Annotated in this window: 16 protein-coding genes; 9 read left to right on the top strand and 7 right to left on the bottom strand. The window is 66.9% G+C overall.

Features of this window, described 5'->3' with window-relative positions; translation table 11 throughout:
• Positions 1–375 precede the first annotated feature (375 nt).
• Positions 376–1515, top strand: coding sequence for a glycosyltransferase (locus ACO1BU_RS14640; protein ID WP_424136700.1), 1140 nt, complete (start codon positions 376–378; stop codon positions 1513–1515).
• A gap of 411 nt (positions 1516–1926) precedes the next feature.
• Here ACO1BU_RS14640 and ACO1BU_RS14645 read toward each other — a convergent pair whose 3' ends face one another.
• Positions 1927–3225 (bottom strand): family 1 glycosylhydrolase, encoded by a 1299-nt coding sequence (locus ACO1BU_RS14645; protein ID WP_424136701.1) that lies wholly within the window; start codon positions 3223–3225, stop codon positions 1927–1929.
• Between the two features lie 138 nt (positions 3226–3363).
• Complete coding sequence (locus ACO1BU_RS14650) at positions 3364–3579, bottom strand: hypothetical protein (protein WP_424136702.1); 216 nt, start codon at positions 3577–3579, stop codon at positions 3364–3366.
• Between the two features lie 93 nt (positions 3580–3672).
• Between ACO1BU_RS14650 and ACO1BU_RS14655 the strand changes: the two genes are divergently transcribed.
• A complete protein-coding gene (locus tag ACO1BU_RS14655) occupies positions 3673–4665 on the top strand; it encodes a glycoside hydrolase family 1 protein (RefSeq protein WP_424136703.1) in 993 nt (330 codons plus the stop codon).
• 95 nt (positions 4666–4760) lie between these two features.
• Positions 4761–6110, top strand: a complete 1350-nt coding sequence (locus ACO1BU_RS14660; RefSeq protein WP_424136704.1) for an MFS transporter — start codon at positions 4761–4763, stop codon at positions 6108–6110.
• A 27-nt stretch (positions 6111–6137) separates the two neighbouring features.
• On the opposite strand, the gene ACO1BU_RS14665 is transcribed toward ACO1BU_RS14660, so the two are convergent.
• The 3 genes from ACO1BU_RS14665 to ACO1BU_RS14675 form a co-directional block, all read right to left on the bottom strand.
• A complete protein-coding gene (locus ACO1BU_RS14665; RefSeq protein WP_424136705.1) occupies positions 6138–7130 on the bottom strand; it encodes a Bug family tripartite tricarboxylate transporter substrate binding protein in 993 nt (330 codons plus the stop codon).
• Positions 7097–8389, bottom strand: coding sequence for a CaiB/BaiF CoA transferase family protein (locus ACO1BU_RS14670; RefSeq protein WP_424136706.1), 1293 nt, complete (start codon positions 8387–8389; stop codon positions 7097–7099). The genes ACO1BU_RS14665 and ACO1BU_RS14670 overlap by 34 nt, the downstream gene beginning before the upstream one ends.
• 112 nt (positions 8390–8501) lie before the next feature.
• The gene (locus ACO1BU_RS14675; protein ID WP_424136707.1) at positions 8502–9485 is read right to left on the bottom strand and encodes a Bug family tripartite tricarboxylate transporter substrate binding protein; all 984 of its coding nucleotides are present in this window, start codon (positions 9483–9485) and stop codon (positions 8502–8504) included.
• Between the two features lie 110 nt (positions 9486–9595).
• On the opposite strand from ACO1BU_RS14675, the gene ACO1BU_RS14680 reads away from it, so the two are divergent.
• Genes ACO1BU_RS14680 through leuD form a run of 3 tightly spaced genes read left to right on the top strand, consistent with a single transcriptional unit; the run spans position 9596 to position 12369 of the window.
• Positions 9596–10336, top strand: a complete 741-nt coding sequence (locus tag ACO1BU_RS14680) for an IclR family transcriptional regulator (protein ID WP_424136708.1) — start codon at positions 9596–9598, stop codon at positions 10334–10336.
• Positions 10337–10371: 35 nt separating this feature from the next.
• Positions 10372–11760, top strand: coding sequence for a 3-isopropylmalate dehydratase large subunit (leuC, locus tag ACO1BU_RS14685; protein WP_424136709.1), 1389 nt, complete (start codon positions 10372–10374; stop codon positions 11758–11760).
• Positions 11761–11763: 3 nt separating this feature from the next.
• Positions 11764–12369, top strand: coding sequence for a 3-isopropylmalate dehydratase small subunit (gene leuD / locus ACO1BU_RS14690; protein ID WP_424136710.1), 606 nt, complete (start codon positions 11764–11766; stop codon positions 12367–12369).
• Between the two features lie 26 nt (positions 12370–12395).
• Here leuD and cysK read toward each other — a convergent pair whose 3' ends face one another.
• Positions 12396–13307, bottom strand: coding sequence for a cysteine synthase A (gene cysK / locus ACO1BU_RS14695; RefSeq protein WP_424136711.1), 912 nt, complete (start codon positions 13305–13307; stop codon positions 12396–12398).
• Positions 13308–13610: 303 nt separating this feature from the next.
• Here cysK and ACO1BU_RS14700 point away from each other — a divergent pair, with 303 nt between their 5' ends.
• Together ACO1BU_RS14700 and ACO1BU_RS14705 are read left to right on the top strand one after the other, a co-directional pair.
• Positions 13611–14495: a dihydrodipicolinate synthase family protein gene (locus tag ACO1BU_RS14700; protein WP_424136712.1), complete on the top strand. Its 885-nt coding sequence runs from the start codon at positions 13611–13613 to the stop codon at positions 14493–14495.
• Between the two features lie 111 nt (positions 14496–14606).
• Complete coding sequence (locus ACO1BU_RS14705) at positions 14607–15470, top strand: NAD(P)H-binding protein (RefSeq protein WP_424136713.1); 864 nt, start codon at positions 14607–14609, stop codon at positions 15468–15470.
• Between the two features lie 373 nt (positions 15471–15843).
• Here ACO1BU_RS14705 and ACO1BU_RS14710 read toward each other — a convergent pair whose 3' ends face one another.
• The gene (locus tag ACO1BU_RS14710; RefSeq protein WP_424136714.1) at positions 15844–16560 is read right to left on the bottom strand and encodes a nitroreductase; all 717 of its coding nucleotides are present in this window, start codon (positions 16558–16560) and stop codon (positions 15844–15846) included.
• Between the two features lie 406 nt (positions 16561–16966).
• Here ACO1BU_RS14710 and ACO1BU_RS14715 point away from each other — a divergent pair, with 406 nt between their 5' ends.
• Positions 16967–17443, top strand: a complete 477-nt coding sequence (locus ACO1BU_RS14715) for a MarR family winged helix-turn-helix transcriptional regulator (protein ID WP_424136715.1) — start codon at positions 16967–16969, stop codon at positions 17441–17443.
• The last annotated feature ends 501 nt before the right edge of the window (positions 17444–17944 follow it).

A 17944-nucleotide genomic window follows, 5' to 3' on the forward strand; every position in this document is an offset into this window, starting at 1 on the left:
GCTGGCTTCTTGGTCGTGGGGGCGACCGTCGGCGCACTGTCCAGAATAGCGGAGAGCGCGGCCGCCGTGTCGCTGTCCTGATGTTGGTCAATGATGAGGCGTTAGCCGAAAGGAGGCGAGCCTGCCGCGAGCACCGAGCAGACCTCACATGCTGCTCCGGTGAGCAAGCCTGGCTACCGACGCCGCACATCGTCGTTGGCGGGCGATCCGGGCGGATACGAAGCTGTGACCGGACAGGCCATAATCGGGCCACAAATTCGACTTCAGCATGAGCATGGACATGCTCCTGTTTCCGCAACCACAGCATCACCGGTTAATGCGACTTCGTGTCGTATAGCTTACCGGGATGCTGTACCCGACCGTGGTGATTCGACCTTGAGAAACCCCCTGCTGCTCTGCCTGTCCCACCTCCGCTGGGACCTGGTCCTGCAGCGACCACAACATCTGCTGACCCGCGCTGCTCAGGACTGGCACGTCCTCTATTTTGAGGAACCGCGCTTCGAGCCGCCCGCCGCCGATCTGCCGCGACTGGAGCGCCGCGACGTGGCCCCGGGGGTCGAGGTGGTGGTGCCGGTGCTGCCGTACTGGGATGGCGTGCCGGGCAGTGTGGAGCGCATGCAGCGGCCGCTGCTCGACACGCTGCTCACCGAAACCGGCCAGCCGGACGTGATCTGGTACTACACGCCGCTGGCGCAGGCCATCGCCGGACATCTGACGCCGCGCGTGACGGTCTATGACTGCATGGACGAGTTGTCCGCATTCAAGGGCGCCTCGCCGCAGCTGCTACTGGAAGAGCGGCGGCTGTTGCGGCGCGCCGACCTTGTCTTTACCGGTGGCCGTTGCCTGTATGAGGCGAAGCGCGGTCTTCATCCCGAGATTCACTGCTTCCCCTCCTCCATCGATGCGAAGCACTTCGCCGTGGCGCGATCGCCCGGCCTGGCAGAACCATCCGATCTGGCGAACATCCCGCATCCGCGGGTCGGCTGGTTCGGCGTGGTGGACGAGCGCATGGACCTGGAGCTGCTCGCCGCCTGTGCGGATCTTCGGCCTGACTGGTCCTTCGTGATGATCGGCCCGGTGGTGAAGGTGGATCCGGCGGACCTGCCCCGCCGCCCGAACATCCATTGGCTCGGCGGGCGCTCCTATGCCGATCTGCCGGCTTATCTTGCGCACTGGGACGCGGGCTTCATGGTGTTCGCGCTGAACGAGGCGACGCGCTTCATCAGCCCCACCAAGACACCGGAATACCTGGCAGCAGGCGTGCCGGTCGTTTCCACAGCCATCACCGACGTGGTGCGACCCTGGGGCGAGGAGGGATTGGTGGAGATCTCGCGCAGCGCTGAGGACGCCGTCGATGCGCTTGAGCGCGTCATGGCACGCCCCAAAGCCCCCTGGCTGGCGCGAGTGGATCAGATGCTCGCCACCACCTCCTGGGATCGGACCTGGACGGATATGCAGACGCTGATCCAGGACGGGGAACGCCAGCCTGGCACGACGGAGCTGCGTCGGGTCTGAACGGATACATGGCCGGATGCGGGTTCCGCATCCGGCCATGTACTGTCTTGTTTGCGGTCCTGCAGCCAGGACACCCATAGACTAGAAATCCAGTTTTCCTGCCCTGCTGCCGGAGCATTCGGCTTGGAACTCGGCCCGGTGCAACCGGTCGAACATGGCTGAAGGACTGCTCACTCTGCCGACCGAAGACGGGCCAGCAGGCATATCGCCAGTCAACATGATGCCACCTGGCGACGCACCGTCCAGACCGCTTACCGAGGGGTGGATCGCCCTGCTGATTGCTGCGCAGCAGCCATAATGGCTGTGGCAGGCGCTGCCGCCGTGCTTTGGCGCGGACCATGGGGCCCGCGCCTTTCCAAAAGTTCCCGTGACAGAGCTGGTGGCCGCACGCCGATGCGCGGCACCGCCGGATCAGGCGTCCTGCAGCTCGACCACGTACCGGTCCTCGCGTCGCCACCAGCCCGGCTCTGCCACGGAGGGATGCTCGTAGCGCCCCTCGGTCGCGAGGGCACGGACAGCAGGAGCAAGGAGCGTCGGCCGCGGCGGATAGTGGCGCGCATCGAAGACGCCCGGCTCGTAGGCCCCCTCACGCCGACAGAGCAGCGAGCACCAATCGACAGCACCAAACATCGACCAGACCGTCACGGCGCGCAGATCGGCTCCCTGCTGACGCAGGCGGCTGGCAGCGTTCCAGACCTCCATGAGCCAACGCACGCATTCCTCCGGCTCCTTGCAGCCGAGATGGGCCTCAGTCACCGCGACTGGCAGGCGGTACCGCTCCCAGGCCTCTCGCAGGCGCGCTTCGGGGCCAGTGTGGAAATCTGGCGGTAAGGGCACGCGAACCGCCTCGATATCGGCATAGACCCGCCCGCCGCTGCCGCCCACTGTCTGAGGTGGATAGAAGTTGACACGGTGGTCCAGGAAGCGGTCACTCGTCACATAGTGGTTGATGCCGATGATGTCGGGCTCGCAGGGTTCGGCCGCCAACTCGGCCAGATGCTCCTCCGGCACGCCCTCGTCGAGCATGCGCTGGTACCAGGGATGGTGACGGTCCACCCGACCGCAGAGGAGGTCCAGGCTGAGCCAGCGCCGCTCATTCTCATAGGCCGCCTGATCGGCGAGCGGGCCGGTGGAGAAGACGCGACCGAGATCCTCGGTCTGGATCAGACGCGCATCCGGGCGGATCTGGCGGATGGCGCGCATAGCGAGAGCCACACCACGGCACTCGTTCATCAGCGCGATCAGAAAGCTGCTGTGATCCCGCGCATGCGGGTACCAGTGTCCATAAAGCGCGGAGAAGCGCGCGGTCGTCAGCGGCTCGTTGACCGGAGTCCAGTCGCGCACCCAGGGATAGCGCGCCGCGACGAGGGCGGCATAGCGGGCCAGCTTCTCCGGAAAAAGGGGATCAAGAAGGCTCGTATAGGCCGGCCCGGAACCATGATGCACGAGGCCAACGATCGGATCGATTCCCAGTTCCCTCAGCCGGGTAAGGCGCCTGTCCGACCAATCCCAGTCCAGTGTATCGAGATCCTGCGGCGCCACTCTCTCCCAAAGCACGGGGTAACGCAATTTACGGATACCAAGGTTGCGAACGAGATCGAGATCTGCTTCGCGGTCGTGGTGGCCTGTATCGCGCAACTGATCGCGCCATTCGCCTCCGGCGCGCAGGACGGTGCACTCGATGCCGCCCCAAAGTTCCAATCTGCTCATGGACTAGTCTCTCCGACAGTCTGAAGGGACCTCTGTCCAAACGGTCCTCAGGGCACTAGCGCCAGCCTCTGGAGTTTGTTTCCTACAGAACCGTAGAAAATTTCGGGAAATTCAATCACAGCAGGAAGTTTAACTGTGTTAATGCAAGAGAGCTGATGAGGCGGCAGCCGTTCCCTCTGCTTCGGGCAGGACAGATATGCGGGCACCCAGATGACGGCTGATTTCCATCCTCTCCAGCACGCGGAGACCAGCCTCCGTTTCTTCAGGCCCAGCCTGTTCAGAAGCTTCTTCCTTGGCGGTTTTGAGTGCTCCACGCATCGCCGGCGTGACGGCCGGCGGCTCGACCTGCTCCATTCGACGCGGCATGACAGCTTGGCGGCCGCGGATTACAGGCAGCTTTCGGAGCACGGCATTCGCTCGGCACGTGACGGTGTTCGCTGGCATATCGTGGAAACATCGCCGGGGCGATACGACTGGTCGTCGGTGCTGCCGATGCTGCGGGCCGCTAAGGCGGAAGGCACGCAGGTGGCCTGGGATCTCTGCCACTACGGCTGGCCCGATGGGCTGGACGTGTTCTCTGTGGAGTTCGTCGAGCGATTCGCGGCTTATGCGCGTGCCTTCGCGGCGCTGCATCTGGAGGAGACCGGGCAGCCTCCCATGGTCTGTCCGGTCAATGAGATCTCATTTCTCACCTGGGCTGGTGGAGAAGCTGGCCTGATCAACCCCTGCCTGCGCGACCGGGAGCGCGCCGATGAGCTGAAGCGGCAGCTTATCCGCGCCGCGCTGGCGGGCACGCGTGCAGTCCGGGAGGCGGCGCCTGGCGCACGCGTGCTGGCAATCGACCCGATCGTGAACATCGTGCCCCGCCCCGACCAGGATCCGGCGGAGGCTGCGGAGCGCAATGAGGAGCAGTTCCAGGCATGGGACATGCTCGCTGGCCGGCTGTGCCCGGAGCTGGGCGGCAGTCCTGAGATGCTTGATGTCGTCGGCGTGAACTACTACTGGAACAACCAGTGGCTACACGGGGGCGAGCGCGAAGCCGTATTGCCCGGCGCCCCCGGACATCGGCAGCTGCGCGATCTTCTGCGTGATGTTCACGCTCGCTACGGCCGGCCTCTCTTCGTGGCCGAGACAAGCATCGAGGGGGAGGAGCGCGCGCCCTGGCTCCGCTATGTCTGCGAGGAGGTGCGGGCCGCAATGCGTGCGGGCGTTCCGATCGAGGGGATCTGCCTTTATCCGGTCCTGTCGCATCCGGGCTGGGACGACGACCGCTACTGCCCAAACGGCTTGTTCGAACTACGGTCCGACGGAGACCGGCGGCCCGTCGATGGACCGCTGGCCGCCGAACTCGGCGAGCAGCAACGGCTGTTCGACGCGGAATGGGCACGCGGCGAGCTCGCCACGCCGGATCGGCCTGCGTTGAAGCAGGCTGCGCGTTGAGGCGCGTCGGCTCCTGTGGCGCCGGGGCGAGGCCCCGGTGGATTCAGATAGCTCCCGTCAATGCCACGCCCGGCCTGCTCCGAGAAAAATAGGTGATGCATGAGGCTGACCCTGGCGTAGCAATCGCCGCGCCTGGAAAGGGCCGAGCAGAGCGCACCCTGGACGTGTTGAGCTTCGTTCTCTCTGACGTGCGCTACGGGCTCGGCGCCTATCTGTCCGTCTATCTGCTCACCGTGCATCACTGGGACGAAGCCAGCATCGGTCTCGCCCTGTCCTTCGGTGGGCTGGTCGGGCTGGCGTCGCAAACGCCCTTGGGCGCGATGGTGGATGCGGTGCAGAGGAAGCGCGCTCTGCTCGGCTTCGCCGTCATCATCGTTACTGCGACCTGCCTCGTGATCCCGCTTTCGCCGCATTTCTGGTCAGTGGCCGTGGCGGGGGTTATCGGTGGTCTCGCAGGCACGACCATAAGCCCAGCCCTGGCGGCAATCTCGCTTGGCATTGTCGGCCCGCGCTGCTTTGCCTACCGGGCCGGCCGCAACGAAGCACTGTTCCATCTCGGCAATGGCGCGATCAACGTCGTAATCCTGCTCACCGCGCCCTTCCTGGGCACGCCGGTGGTGTTCTGGATGATGGGACTGACAGCCATTGCCAGTGTGCTGGCGGTCCGGGCAGTGCCATCTGCCGCCATCAACCATGAGCTGGCGCGGGGCTTGTTGCCCGATGCCGATGGCCATCTGACGCGCCCCTCGCTCTGGAGCACGCTCATCTCCAGCCGGCCGCTGCTCGTCTTCGCCGTGTGTGGAGCCTTCTTCCACCTGGCCAACGGCTCCATGCTCGGCCTGGTGGCGCAGAAGCTGGCGCTGGCCTTCCCCGGCCAGACCATTGCCCTGACCGCCGCCTGTGCCATCGCGGCCCAATCCGTGATGGTGCCCGCCGCCATGCTGGCTGCGCGGCGGGCAGATGACTGGGGCCGGAAGCCGCTGCTGCTTGCGGCCTTCGTGGCACTCGCCTTGCGCGGCGTGCTCTACACGGTTTGGGACCATCCGGGCTGGCTCATCACCGTCCAGTTGCTGGACGGCGTGGGCGCGGGGCTGATCGGGGCCTTGTTCCCGGTGGTTGTGGCTGACCTGACCCGGGGAAGCGGACATTTCAACGCCGCCCAGGGTGCGGTGGGGACCGTGCATGCCGTGGGCGGCGTGATCAGCGGTGCCCTGGGCGGCTCCATCGTGGTGATGGCTGGATATCACGCGGCCTTCCTCACGCTTGCTGGCTTCGCGGCGATCGGGGCCGTGCTGTTCTGGGTTTTCATGCCGGAGACGCGGACCAGCTCGACCCGGTTCCAGCCCGGCGACCTGGGACCTCGGGAGGGAGGGCCGACGCCGTTGCAGGTTGAGGCTTTCGAGCCTGCCGCCCAGCACCAGGCTGTCATCCCCAATCCACGCTAAGCCCCTCGCCCCAATATCGCCCGCCCCTCAGTCCGGGCGGATGCCTGTCTCCTGGACCAGCTTCGTCCACATCGCCAGTTCATCCGACACGCGGCGTTCCAGCGTGGCGGGATCCTCGTAATGCACGACACCACCGGCCTCGAGCGCGCGGCGGCGCAGCCCCTCATCGGCCAGAATGGCCCGCATGTCTTGGGAAAGGCGGTCCACCACCGGGCGCGGCGTGGTCTTGGGCGCGAGCAGGCCGAACCAGCTTTCCGCCGCGTAGCCGGGCAGGCCGGCCTCGGCGGCCGTGGGCACATCCGGCAGGGCGGGATGGCGCTCCGCCGATGCCATGGCCAGGGCGCGCAGCCTTCCGTCGCGGATGAAGGGGGCCACGGGCGGCGGTGTCGTCATGTAGAACTGGATGCGGCCTGCCAGCACATCTTTCACCGTCTCGCCCGTGCCACGATAGGGCACGTGCACCATGTCGATTCCGGTCCGCTGCTTCAGCAGTTCGGTCCCCAGATGCTGAACGGAGCCCGCGCCGGAGGAGGCGTAGTTCAGTTGCCCCGGCCGGGCCCGCACATATTCGATGAACTCGGAGAGGGTCCGTGCGGGGATACTGGGATGTACCATCATCACCTGCGGCGCCTGCAGGATCAGCGACACTGCGGCCAGATCCCGGCGAGGATCGAAATCGCCGAATCCTTCCACGGCTGGTTTGCCGGTGACGGTGCCGGAATAGCCGATCAGCAGCGTGTACCCGTCCGGCCTGGCCCGGATCACAGCTTGAAGGGCGATCAGGCCGTTGCCGCCGGCCTTGTTCTCCACCACGACCGGCACGCCCAGCCGTTCCGACAGGGGCTGTGCGACCAGCCGCGCGGAATAGTCCGTGGTGCCGCCGGCAGGGCCACTGACAACCAGCGTGATGGGGCGTTTCGGAAACTCCTCCGCCGCCCGGACGGGACGGGCGGCGAGCAGTACCGCCCCGGTCAGGGCGCCCCCGATCAGTCCCCGGCGGCTTTGCCTTCCCTGCTGCATGATTCCTGGACTCCTCCGTTGATTGCCGTGGGCCCGCTATCAGGGCCTTCTTGGCTGGCTGCCTCGGCAAGGATGCCGTGCAGCGCCAGCGTTTCGATCTCGGCCGACAAAAAGCCAGCTTCCGACAGCACCTCGGCATTGTGCTCACCCATGCGGGGCGGCTGGCGCCGCAGGCCGGGGCGCTCCCTTCCCTCTCCCATCTCCAGGGGTAGCGCCGGCAACAGCGTGTCCGCCGGGCCGCCGCCGAGGGCCGAGATGGCCGTGGCCAGCAGCCCGTTGCTGGCGAGGAGATGCGGGTCTGTGAAGAGATCAGCGGGCTTGCCCACTGGCGCCCAGGAGATGGCCGCCGCCTCGCAGCGCGACACCACGGTCTCACGCGGCAGCTTCGCGATCTCCTCACGCAGGCGCGGGGTGAGCCAGGACCGAGCGCGGGCGCGGTCAGCATTGGTGCGCAGGCGCTCATCGGCTGCGAGATCCGTGAGTCCGAAGGCATCGCAAAAGCGCACCCATTGGGCATCGCTTGTCACGCCGATGAAAACCTGGTCGCCATCGCCGGTGGTGAAGGGCTCATAGACGCCCCAGGCGCCCTTCCGGGCGGGCATGGGCGGCACGGGCTCCCCGGTGGCCGCGATGCCGGCCATATGGGAGCCCATCAGGAAGACTGTGGATTCGAACAGGGCGCTTCCAACGCGTTGGCCGCGCCCGGTGGCGTCGCGCTCCCGCAAGGCGGCCAGGGTGGCGGTCACGCCGAACACGGCGCCGAGGATATCGATCACCGAGGCGCCCGCGCGCAACGGCTGGCCGGGCGGGCCGGTCATGTAGGCGAGGCCGGCCTGGAACTGCACGACCTCGTCCAATGCCGGGCGGTTCTCATAAGGGCCGGCGAGGAAGCCCTTGAGGGCGAGATAGACGAGGCGCGGATTCAGCTTCGAGAGGTCGTCCCAGCCGCAACCCAGGCGCTCCATGGTGCCAGGGCCGTAATTCTCCAGCACCACATCGGCCTGCGCGGCCAGGCGGTGGATCGCCTCCCTGCCCTCCGGCCTCTTCAGGTCGATGGCGAGAGAACGCTTGTTGCGGTTGAAAGTGGCGAAGAAGCCCGCGGCAAAGCCAGGCAGGCGGCGCGTGTGATCACCCGAGGGTGCGGGCTCCACCTTCACCACATCGGCGCCGAGATCCGCCAGGATGAGGCCGGCGCAGGGCCCCATGATGGTGTGGCTGAATTCGAGGACGCGCAGCCCCTCCAGCGGGCGAGCGCTCATGCCGTTCCCTCCGCGCGGACAATGCGCGGGCCTTTCCCGCTGGTAGAGATGCGGCAGGGCAGGTCGGTCACAGCTTGTAATCCCTGGAGTGGTGGCGGATGGCAGAGCTGCGTCAGCCCTGCAGCAAGCCTGCGCGGCGGACAACAGCGCCGAAAACTTCGCGATCGCGCCGCACCTGTGCCGCGAAATCCTCGGGTGATGTCGGGGCAGCCTCGAAGCCGCCGGCCTCAAGGCGCTGGCGCGTGGCCGGATCGCGGCCGGCCGCGCCAAGCGCGGCGCTGGCCTTCCGGACGATGGCGGGCGGCAGGCCGGCGGGGCCGAACAGGCCAACCCAGCTGGAAACATCGAAGCCCGGCAGCCCGCTTTCGGCCAGCGTGGGCACATCGGGATGGGCGGCGGCGCGCTGTGCGCTCGTGACCGCCAGAAGCCGGGCCCGCCCCGCTTCCACGATGGGCGCGGCGGAGGAAAGCGTGATGCAGGCCGCCTCCAGATTGCCTGCGGCGAGGTCATTCGCCGCCTCCGCCCCGCCGCGATAGGGCACATGCTCAAAGCGCAGGCCGGCAGCCTGGGCGAAGGCCTCCCCGGGGATGTGCCCGCTGCTTCCGGCGCCGGGAGAGCCGTAGCTGACCGGCTCGCGCCGCGAGCGCGCCACGGACATGAACTCCGCCGCGGAACGGGCGGGGAATCGGCTGGAGACGAGCCAGGCATAAGGCTGGTTGGTGGCACGGCCGATATAGGAGAAGGCCGTTTCGTAATTGACCGGCAGATTGCGGAAGAGCAGCGGCGCAACGACATGCGCCGCCGCGTCGAACAGCAAGGTGTAACCATCGGCGGGCGAGCGCGCGGCCGAGACGGCGCCGACCGTGCCTCCGGCACCCGCGCGGTTCTCGATCACGACCTGCTGGCCCAGCGCCTCGGACATGCCGGGCTGGAGGAGGCGGGCGATGGTATCGGCTGCGCCGCCTGCCGCGTAGCTGACGATGATCCGCACGGGCCGGTCCGGCCAATTGTCCTGAGCGCGCGCGGCGGCGGGAAGCAGAAGCAGCCCTGGCAGGGCCAGGGTCGCGCGGCGGCGCATGGGCGCGGCGCTGTGCATCACTTGTTCCTCCATCCTGCCCAAGCCCAAGCCCGCGCTGCTGCGGCGGCGCTGGCGTTCTTCTGTGCAGAACTGTTGTTCTGTTTTGGCGAGGGTGGCAGTCTTGCGTCATGGACGTCAAGCAACCCGTGCAAAGCACGATTGAGCCGCCGGCCGCGAGTTGGGCCTCGGCCGGTGTCTCCGCGCTTGAACGCGGGTTGTCGGTGCTGGACGCGCTCGGCTCGGCCGGAGCACCGATTGGGTTGGCGGATCTGTCGAAGCGGACCGGGCTCTATAAGAGCACTCTGCTGCGCCTGCTCGCCTCGCTGGAACGCTGCCGCTACGCCGTGCGCCAGGCGGATGGGCGCTACCGGCTGGGGCCGGTGCTGCTGCAGCTCGGGCATGCCTATTCCAGCGGTTTCGATCTCCGTGCGGCGCTCGAACCCTCCCTCACCCGCCTGGCCGCGGCGACGCGGGAGGCGGCCTCCTTCTTCGTACGCGAAGGCAACGGGCGCCTCTGCCTTGCCCGCGTCGAGGGGCGGCAGGAAGTGCGGGACTGGGTCACAGTGGGCACGGTGCTGCCCCTTCAGGGCGCCGCCGGCCATGTGCTGCGCGCTTTCGAGAGCGGTTACCGGCCCGGCCTGCCGCTGATCCACGGCTCCTTCGGGGAGCGAACGCCCGAGGTCGCCGCGATCAGCGCGCCGGTGTTCCGCAGCGGCCCGTTGCTGGCCGGAGCATTGACTGTCAGCGGCACCTGCACGCGCTTCCGTGACGAGAATCATCGCGCCGACATCGTCGCCGTGTTGCGACGGGAAGCAGAGGCGCTGACGGCCGAGCTGGACGGCGATCGCGCGGGCTTCCGCGAGGACTGACGAACCCACGGCAAAGTGGGAATGGAGGAAACGGAATGGGCCGAACACTGCTGGACAAGCTTTGGGACCGGCATGTCGTCGACACGCTGGCACCCGGGGTGGATCTGCTGAACGTCGATCGCCACTACCTGCTGGAGATGCGTGCCGGCGCCTTCGGCGTGCTGGAGGAACGTGGGCTGAAAGTGCGTGACCCCCACCGCACGGTGGGCGTGGTCGATCACGTCGTTTCCTCCGCACCCGGCCGCGCCGGCGGTGCACCCTGGACGGCGAAGCATCTGGCGGCAATGCGCGCGGGCTGTGCGCGTCACGGCGTGATGCTGCTGGATGTGGATCATCCGGACCAGGGCATTGCGCATGTCGCGGGGCCCGAGCTGGGACTGACGCATCCGGGCATGCTTGTCGTCTGCCCGGACAGCCATACCAGCACGCATGGCGCGCTCGGCGCACTGGCCTGGGGGATAGGCTTCTCGGAAGTGGCGCATGTGCTGGCCACCTCCACCATCGTGCAGCGCAAGCCTGCGCGCATGCGCATCCGCTTCGAAGGCGCGCCGCCACCGGGGGTCACGGCGAAAGATCTGGCACTCGCCGCACTTGCCATTGTCGGTGCAGGCGGCGGCGTGGGGCACGCCATCGAGTTCGCGGGACCAGCTATCCGCGCCCTGGGCGTGGAGGGCCGCATGACTCTGTGCAACATGGCGGTGGAGCTGGGCGCGAAGATCGGCATGGTGGCGCCGGATGAGGTCACCTTCGCTTGGCTACACGGCCGGCGTCACGCGCCTTCGCCCGAGTTCTGGGAAGCGGCGGTGGCGGATTGGCGAACCCTGCACACGGATGAGGATGCGGCGTTCGACCGCGACGTGGTCGTACCCGTTGCAGGTCTTGCACCGCAGATCACCTGGGGTACCAGCCCAGAGCATGTGATGCCCATCGACGGACGCATTCCCGATCCCGCCGCCGCGCCGGATGCGACGCGTGGTAAGGCCTGGGCCGCGGCGCTGGACTATATGGGGCTGACGCCCGGCGAAGCGCTGCTTGGCCAGAAGGTCGATCAGGTCTTCATCGGATCCTGCACCAATGCGCGGTTGTCCGATCTGCGAGAGGCCGCGACGGCGCTGGCCGGCGGCAAGGTGGCGCCGGGGGTGACGGCCTGGGTGGTGGCAGGATCGCAGGGCGTGAAGCGCGCCGCAGAGGCCGAAGGGCTGGACGCCATCTTCCGTGACGCCGGCTTTGAATGGCGCGAGCCCGGCTGTTCGCTCTGCGTCGGCGCGAATGGGGAGTTCGTGCCGGCGGGCGCGCGCTGCATCTCAACCTCGAACCGTAACTTCGCTGGGCGGCAGGGACCGGGATCGCGCACGCATCTGGCCAGCCCCGCCATGGCCGCGCGCGCCGCGGTGGCCGGCGCCATCGTCGATCCGAGAGGTTGATCCATGGAACGTTTCACCGTGCTCACCGGGCCCGCCGCGCCGGTGCCGATGGCGAATGTCGATACCGACCTGATCATCCGCGTGGACCGCTCGGCCGGCGTGCCGCGCGCGGAACTCGGCCCCTATGCGCTGGAATCCTGGCGCTTCCGGCTGGACGGCACGCCGAACCCGGATTGCGCGCTGAACCGCGCGCCCTATGACGGCGCGCGCATCCTGATCGCCGCCGAGAACTTCGGATGTGGCTCGGCGCGCGAGACGGCGGTCTGGGCGCTGCATGGCTTCGGCATCCGCAGCGTCATCGCGCCTTCCTTCGGCGGCGCCTTCCACGAGAACTGCTTCGAGAATGGCATGTTACCGATCCGCCTTCCGGCGGAGCAGGTGACGGCGTTAAGGGCGCTGGTGCTGGAGCACCCGATCCTGACAGTGGATCTGAACAAGCAGGAGATCCGCGGCGAGGGCGTCACCCTGCCCTTCCAGGTGGAGCCGCTGCGCCGGACCATGCTGCTGGAGGGGCTGGACCCGATCGGGCTGACCCTTTGTCGCCAGGAAGCCATCGCGGAATTCCAGGCACGCGACGCGGCGCGGCGCCCCTGGCTGGTGCCGGGCTGAGAGCCAGCCCGGCACCAGCCATCACATCAGCCCGGCAGGAATTCCGGCACAGAGAGGTAGCGCTCGCCCGTGTCGTAGTTGAAGCCGAGGATGCGGGCGTTGGGCAGTTCCTTCAGCTTCTGCGCGATGGCGGCGAGGGTCGCGCCGGAGGAAATGCCGACCAGCAGGCCCTCCTCGCGCGCGGAGCGGCGGGCATAGTCCTTGGCGTCATCAGCGGGGACCTGGATCACGCCGTCCAGCAGGCTTGTATCCAGATTGGCCGGAACGAAGCCAGCGCCGATGCCCTGGATCGGATGCGGCGAGGGCTCGCCGCCCGAGATGACGGGCGAGGCCGAGGGCTCCACCGCGAAGACCTTGAGGCCCGGCCACTTCGCCTTCAGCACCCGCGCGCAGCCCGTGATGTGGCCGCCCGTGCCGACGCCGGTGATCAGCGCGTCCAGCCCCTCCGGGAAGTCCTCCAGGATTTCCTGCGCCGTGGTGCGGATGTGGATGTCGATATTGGCGGGGTTGTCGAACTGGCCGGGAATCCATGCACCAGGAGTCTGGTCCCGAAGTTCCTCAGCGCGCGCGATGGCGCCCTTCATGCCCTTCTCTCGCGGGGTCAGGTCGAACTCAGCGCCATAGGCGAGCATCAGGCGGCGGCGCTCGATCGACATGCTCTCGGGCATGACGAGGATCAGCCGGTAGCCCTTCACCGCCGCGGCCATGGCCAGGCCAATGCCCGTATTGCCGGAGGTCGGCTCGATGATGGTGCCACCGGGCTTCAGGCGACCGTCGCGCTCGGCCGCCTCGATCATGGCGATGCCGATGCGGTCCTTGATGGAGCCGCCGGGATTGGAGCGCTCCGACTTGATCCAGACTTCCGCCTGCGGGAACAGGCGGCCCAGGCGGATATGCGGGGTCCGCCCGATGGTTTCGAGAACGCTCTGGGCTTTCATATGCCAACTCTCCTGACGGCCTGATGAATGCCGGGCAGCACGGCGCCGCGCTGGCCTTGCCCGCCCAGCGCCAGGGCGCCCGCGAGCCGGACAGGTGAGGGGCGAAGTGGCCCGGTGGATGATCTCACGGCAGCCACGACCGGTTTCGGAAGCCGCCGTTTCCGGCACTAGATCACGCGGTGGACAAGGGAACAATCCATAGAACCACGCTGGATTGACGTGTAGTCAGGCCGGGAAGACCGTTCCCGGGGCATAGGCCGGTGCTATCACAGGGCGGCGGCGAATGACGAAGGGCTCCTGAGCATGACGGAATTCCACGGGGTCTTTCCCTATCTTGTCTCGCCCGTCGCGCCGGATGGGAGGGTGCTGGACGAGGTGCTGGCGCGGCTGGTCGAGCACCTGATCGCCTCCGGCGTGCATGGTCTGACCCCGCTCGGCAGCACGGGCGAATTCGCCTATCTCAACCCTGAACAACGCCGCCGGATCATTCAGGTCGTGGTGGAGGCCGCCGCTAGTCGTGTGCCCGTGGTGGCAGGCGTCGCCGCGACCACCACGGCGGAAGCCGTGCGCCAGGCGAAGGAGGCCGCCGCACTGGGCGCGGACGGGATCCTGGCCATCCTGGAAGCCTATTTCCCGGTACCCGAGATGAGCGTGACGGCCTATTTCACCGCTGTGGCCGATGCCACGGATCTGCCGGTCGTGCTCTACACCAACCCGCAATTCCAGCGCTCCGACCTCTCCCTGTCGGCGCTGGAGACGCTCTCCCGCCATCCGCGCATCGGCTATGTGAAGGACGCTTCGACCAATACGGGGCGTCTCCTTTCCATAATGGACCGCACGGAGGGGCGCATGCGGGTCTTCTCCGCTTCCGCGCACATCCCGGCGGCCGTGATGCTGATCGGGGGCGTGGGCTGGATGGCGGGGCCGGCCTGCGTGATCCCGCGCCAAAGCGTGCGACTTTACGAGTTGTGCCGCGCGGGCGAATGGACGGCCGCGATGACCCTTCAGCGGCAGCTCTGGCGCATCAACGAACTCTTCGCGCGTCATGCCCTGGCGGCCTGCATCAAGGGCGGGTTAGAAATCCAGGGCTTCCCGGTTGGCGCTCCGTTGCCGCCGCAGCCCGCCCTTTCACCCGAAGGGCGCCGAGAGGTGGAAACGGCTCTGGCCGCGTTGGAAGGGCCGATTTAGCCCCGGACCGGGCGGGGCGCAGTTGCCGGCCCGTCTCTGGAAACCTCGATTGGCCTTCCCATCGGTGACCGCCGGCCTCGTATCTTGTAACAAGGCATGGGAGATGCGTGCATGATCCTCATCACCGGTGCCTCGGGGCGCATCGGCCGCCGGGCCACGGAGTTGCTCTCGGAGCAGGGCCTTCCCCTCCGGCTCATGTCCCGCAGCCCAGAGCGGCTTCCGATTATCCCGGGTACCAATCGCCTTCACGGTGATTTCGAGGATCCGGCCTCGCTGGACGCCGCCTTTGCCGGGATCACGACCGCCCTGGTAATCTCCGGCAAGGCGCCTCCGGGGAAGCGGGCCCTGACGCACCGCAACGCCTTCGAGGCGGCTGCCCGCGCTGGGGTGCGGCATGTCGTTTATCTCTCGCTGAAGGGCACTGGCCCAGACTCCCCGTACCCCTACTGCCGCGACCACCAGGAGAGCGAGGATTTTCTGGTGGCGACAGGGCTTCCGCATACCCTGCTGCGCGTCGCCTTTTACATGGACATGTTCTTCGACAAGTTTGATCCGCAGGGCGTGATCCGGGGCCCGGCAGGTCAAGGACAGGGCGCCTTCATCTCGCGGGAGGATGCCGCGCGCGTGGCGGCAGCCGCAATTGCGACTCCACCAGGCGGCATATTGGAGGTGACCGGACCGGAATTGCTGGGCGTGGCCGATCTGGCCCGGCGACTTTCTGCCATCACGGGCCGGACGCTGCGCTATGAGGAGGAGGCACCCGACGCCATGCGGGTGCGGCTAGGTCGGGGCGGCGTACCGACCGCCATGCAGGATCTGGAGGTAGGCTGGTTCCAGGCCATTGCTGCGGGAGAGCAAGCGCCCGTCACACAAACCTTCCGGCAGCTGACCGGAAATGATCCGCTCCGCCTGGAAGAGTACGCGACCCGCTATCCGGACCGGCTTGCGGCACTTCGGGCAGGTAGTGCGGCCTAATCGTTCTCCGGCATCCTCTCGCTCAGCGGGTGATCGTGCTCGATCATGTTGCGCGGGGAACACGTGCCTGAAAGGACCCGCCTGCTGCGGGAAGCATCGTGAACCCCAGCGCCAAGGGGGTCCCGTTTGGACGCCGATCGACCCTCCGATGAGGACACTATTCCACGCTTATTCCCCGAAGCGGGACGCCGCCGCCAACGACAACTGCATTACCTCTCGAGAACTCCCTGGACCACAAGTGATCCAGTCAGAGCGGAAATTGCTCTAACTCGCCGGTGCTGACTGCGTCAGGCGTCAACAGGCCTAGATACGACCCGAGCATTTTAGGATTGATGGGCGCTGCAACCTGCACCCGCCCTGCGGACATGGGTCGTTAGTCATAGAATGTGGCAAAGCTCGAAACCGGCTCGCGCTCTGAGACGAGCCCGTTCGTCGGATCTTCCGGATCGGCCACGCCCAGGGCCATGCCACAGACAATCACCTCCGCCTCAGGAATTGAGAGTTCCCGCCTCAAGATGCCGGGATAAGCCGCGATTGCGGCCTGCGGGCAGGTGTCGAGGCCGAAGCCACGCGCCGCGACCATGATGCTCTGTAGGAACATGCCGTAATCAAGCCAGCTGCCCTGTTCCAAATCACGGTCAATGGTGAAAACGAGCCCGACCGGAGCGCCGAAGAAGGAAAAATTGCGCGCCCGCTGACGCTCCCCGGCGGCCTTGTCGCCGCGGGCGACACCGGCCAACTCGTAAAGGCCCCAGCCCACGGCACGGCGGCGTTCGATGTAAGGCGAGCGCCAGTTGCGGGGGTAATATTGGTATTCCCTGCGCTCCTCCTCCCCAGAAAGGCAGGCTTGGACCATGGCCTCCGAAACTCTGGCCAGCGTCGTCCCGGTCAGCACCCTTACCTTCCACGGCTGCACATTGCTGCCGCTTGGCGCCCGGCTCGCGATCTGTAGCAGCTCCGTTACGGTGGCCCGGTGAACCGGAACGTTCCTGAACGCCCGAATACTGCGTCGGCTGGCGATGGCATAGGCGACAATCTCCCTCATTGCGGCGGGGGAAGCCGGCGGCTCGGCGCGTCCAGCAATGCCCATCAGCTCAGACCTCCTTCGATGACGACCCTCCGCCGCAGCATCCATGCAGGCCGGCTCATGAGAGCCGGTCTGCTCCGACCTCCTATCTTAAACCCGCGCTCGCAGTCTGAAACGGCTGACGCTTCCCTGCGCCGTGGCGAGGATGGTACCGTCCTGCGCCAACAGCTTCCCAGAAGAGAAATGGACCCGGCTTCCATCCTGGCAGGCGGTCCATGGCGCTGGTTGCGGGCTAGCTGCTCCGAGGTGCTGATCCAGGACCTGCGCGCCGTGCTGTGCCTGGCGGAGGCCGCCCCGTAACACCCCTCCAGGCCCGGACGATTGTGACAGCGGGCCCAGCCACATGTATCCTGCCTGAAGTGAGGCCTGGTTGAGGGGTCATGATTCACGCTCCGGGGTACCACACAGGATGAGCTTGACGGATCTTTACGCGAAGCCCGGACATCTGATCCGGCGCGCGCATCAGATCTCCTGGGCGCTGTTCCTGGAGGAGTGCGCGGCTTTCAATATCACCCCAGTCCAATACTCCGCGCTTGTGGCCATCGACGAACGCCCAGGTGTCGATGCGACTCGTCTCTCGGCCCTTATTGCCTTCGACCGGTCAACCATTGGCAATGTGCTGGACCGCCTGGAGAATCGGGGACTCATCCGGCGTGAGGCGAGCGCACAGGACCGGCGCCAGAAGCTCCTCCACCTCACCAGGGAGGGAAAGACGATCCTACGGCAGGTTCGGCCGCTCGTCCTTCGGGTACAGAACCGTATCCTGGCTCCGCTCTCAGAAGAGGAGCGCGCCACCCTGCTCAAGCTGCTCACGCGTCTAACTATGGAGCAGAACGAGGTAACCAGCGCACCGATCCGCTCCTATGAAAGCCTTGAGAAAGGCTGACCGTCGGGCCCGCCGGCAAGTTGCTTGATACCGAGCCGATCCGGCCACCCGATCAACGGACGGGCAAGTTTATCGGTCTGACAGTAGCGCCTGAACTCGTGGGCGTTCCCCGCGGTGCAAGAGGTGCTACCGCTGTCTGCCTGTTCTGGCTGGCGAGGGCGTGGAACCTGCGGCCCGCGCTACATTGCCGGCTTTATCACAGTCACCCCCGGCATCGCCGGACAGCACCAGCGCGCCTAGTACATCATTGATGGCTGGTTTCGCCGGCGCGATGCCGCAGCCAGCAATGATCCACACGAGATCCCTGCCAGGGATGCTGCAAGCAGAACCCCAGGATCTTGTATGCCGCGCCGAAGCCGCGGCGTCGTTTGCACTCGGCACGGCGCATCGCCTGCACTCGCACCTGCAATGTCAAGCCGATGCGGCCGTTAGCTACCACTAAGGAACGATCGGCTGATAAGGCAGGCCAGCCCACCGCACGTCATCGGACAGCAACATAAC

It is taken from the genome of Roseomonas chloroacetimidivorans (assembly GCF_049629625.1).
GTDB lineage: Bacteria > Pseudomonadota > Alphaproteobacteria > Acetobacterales > Acetobacteraceae > Roseomonas > Roseomonas chloroacetimidivorans.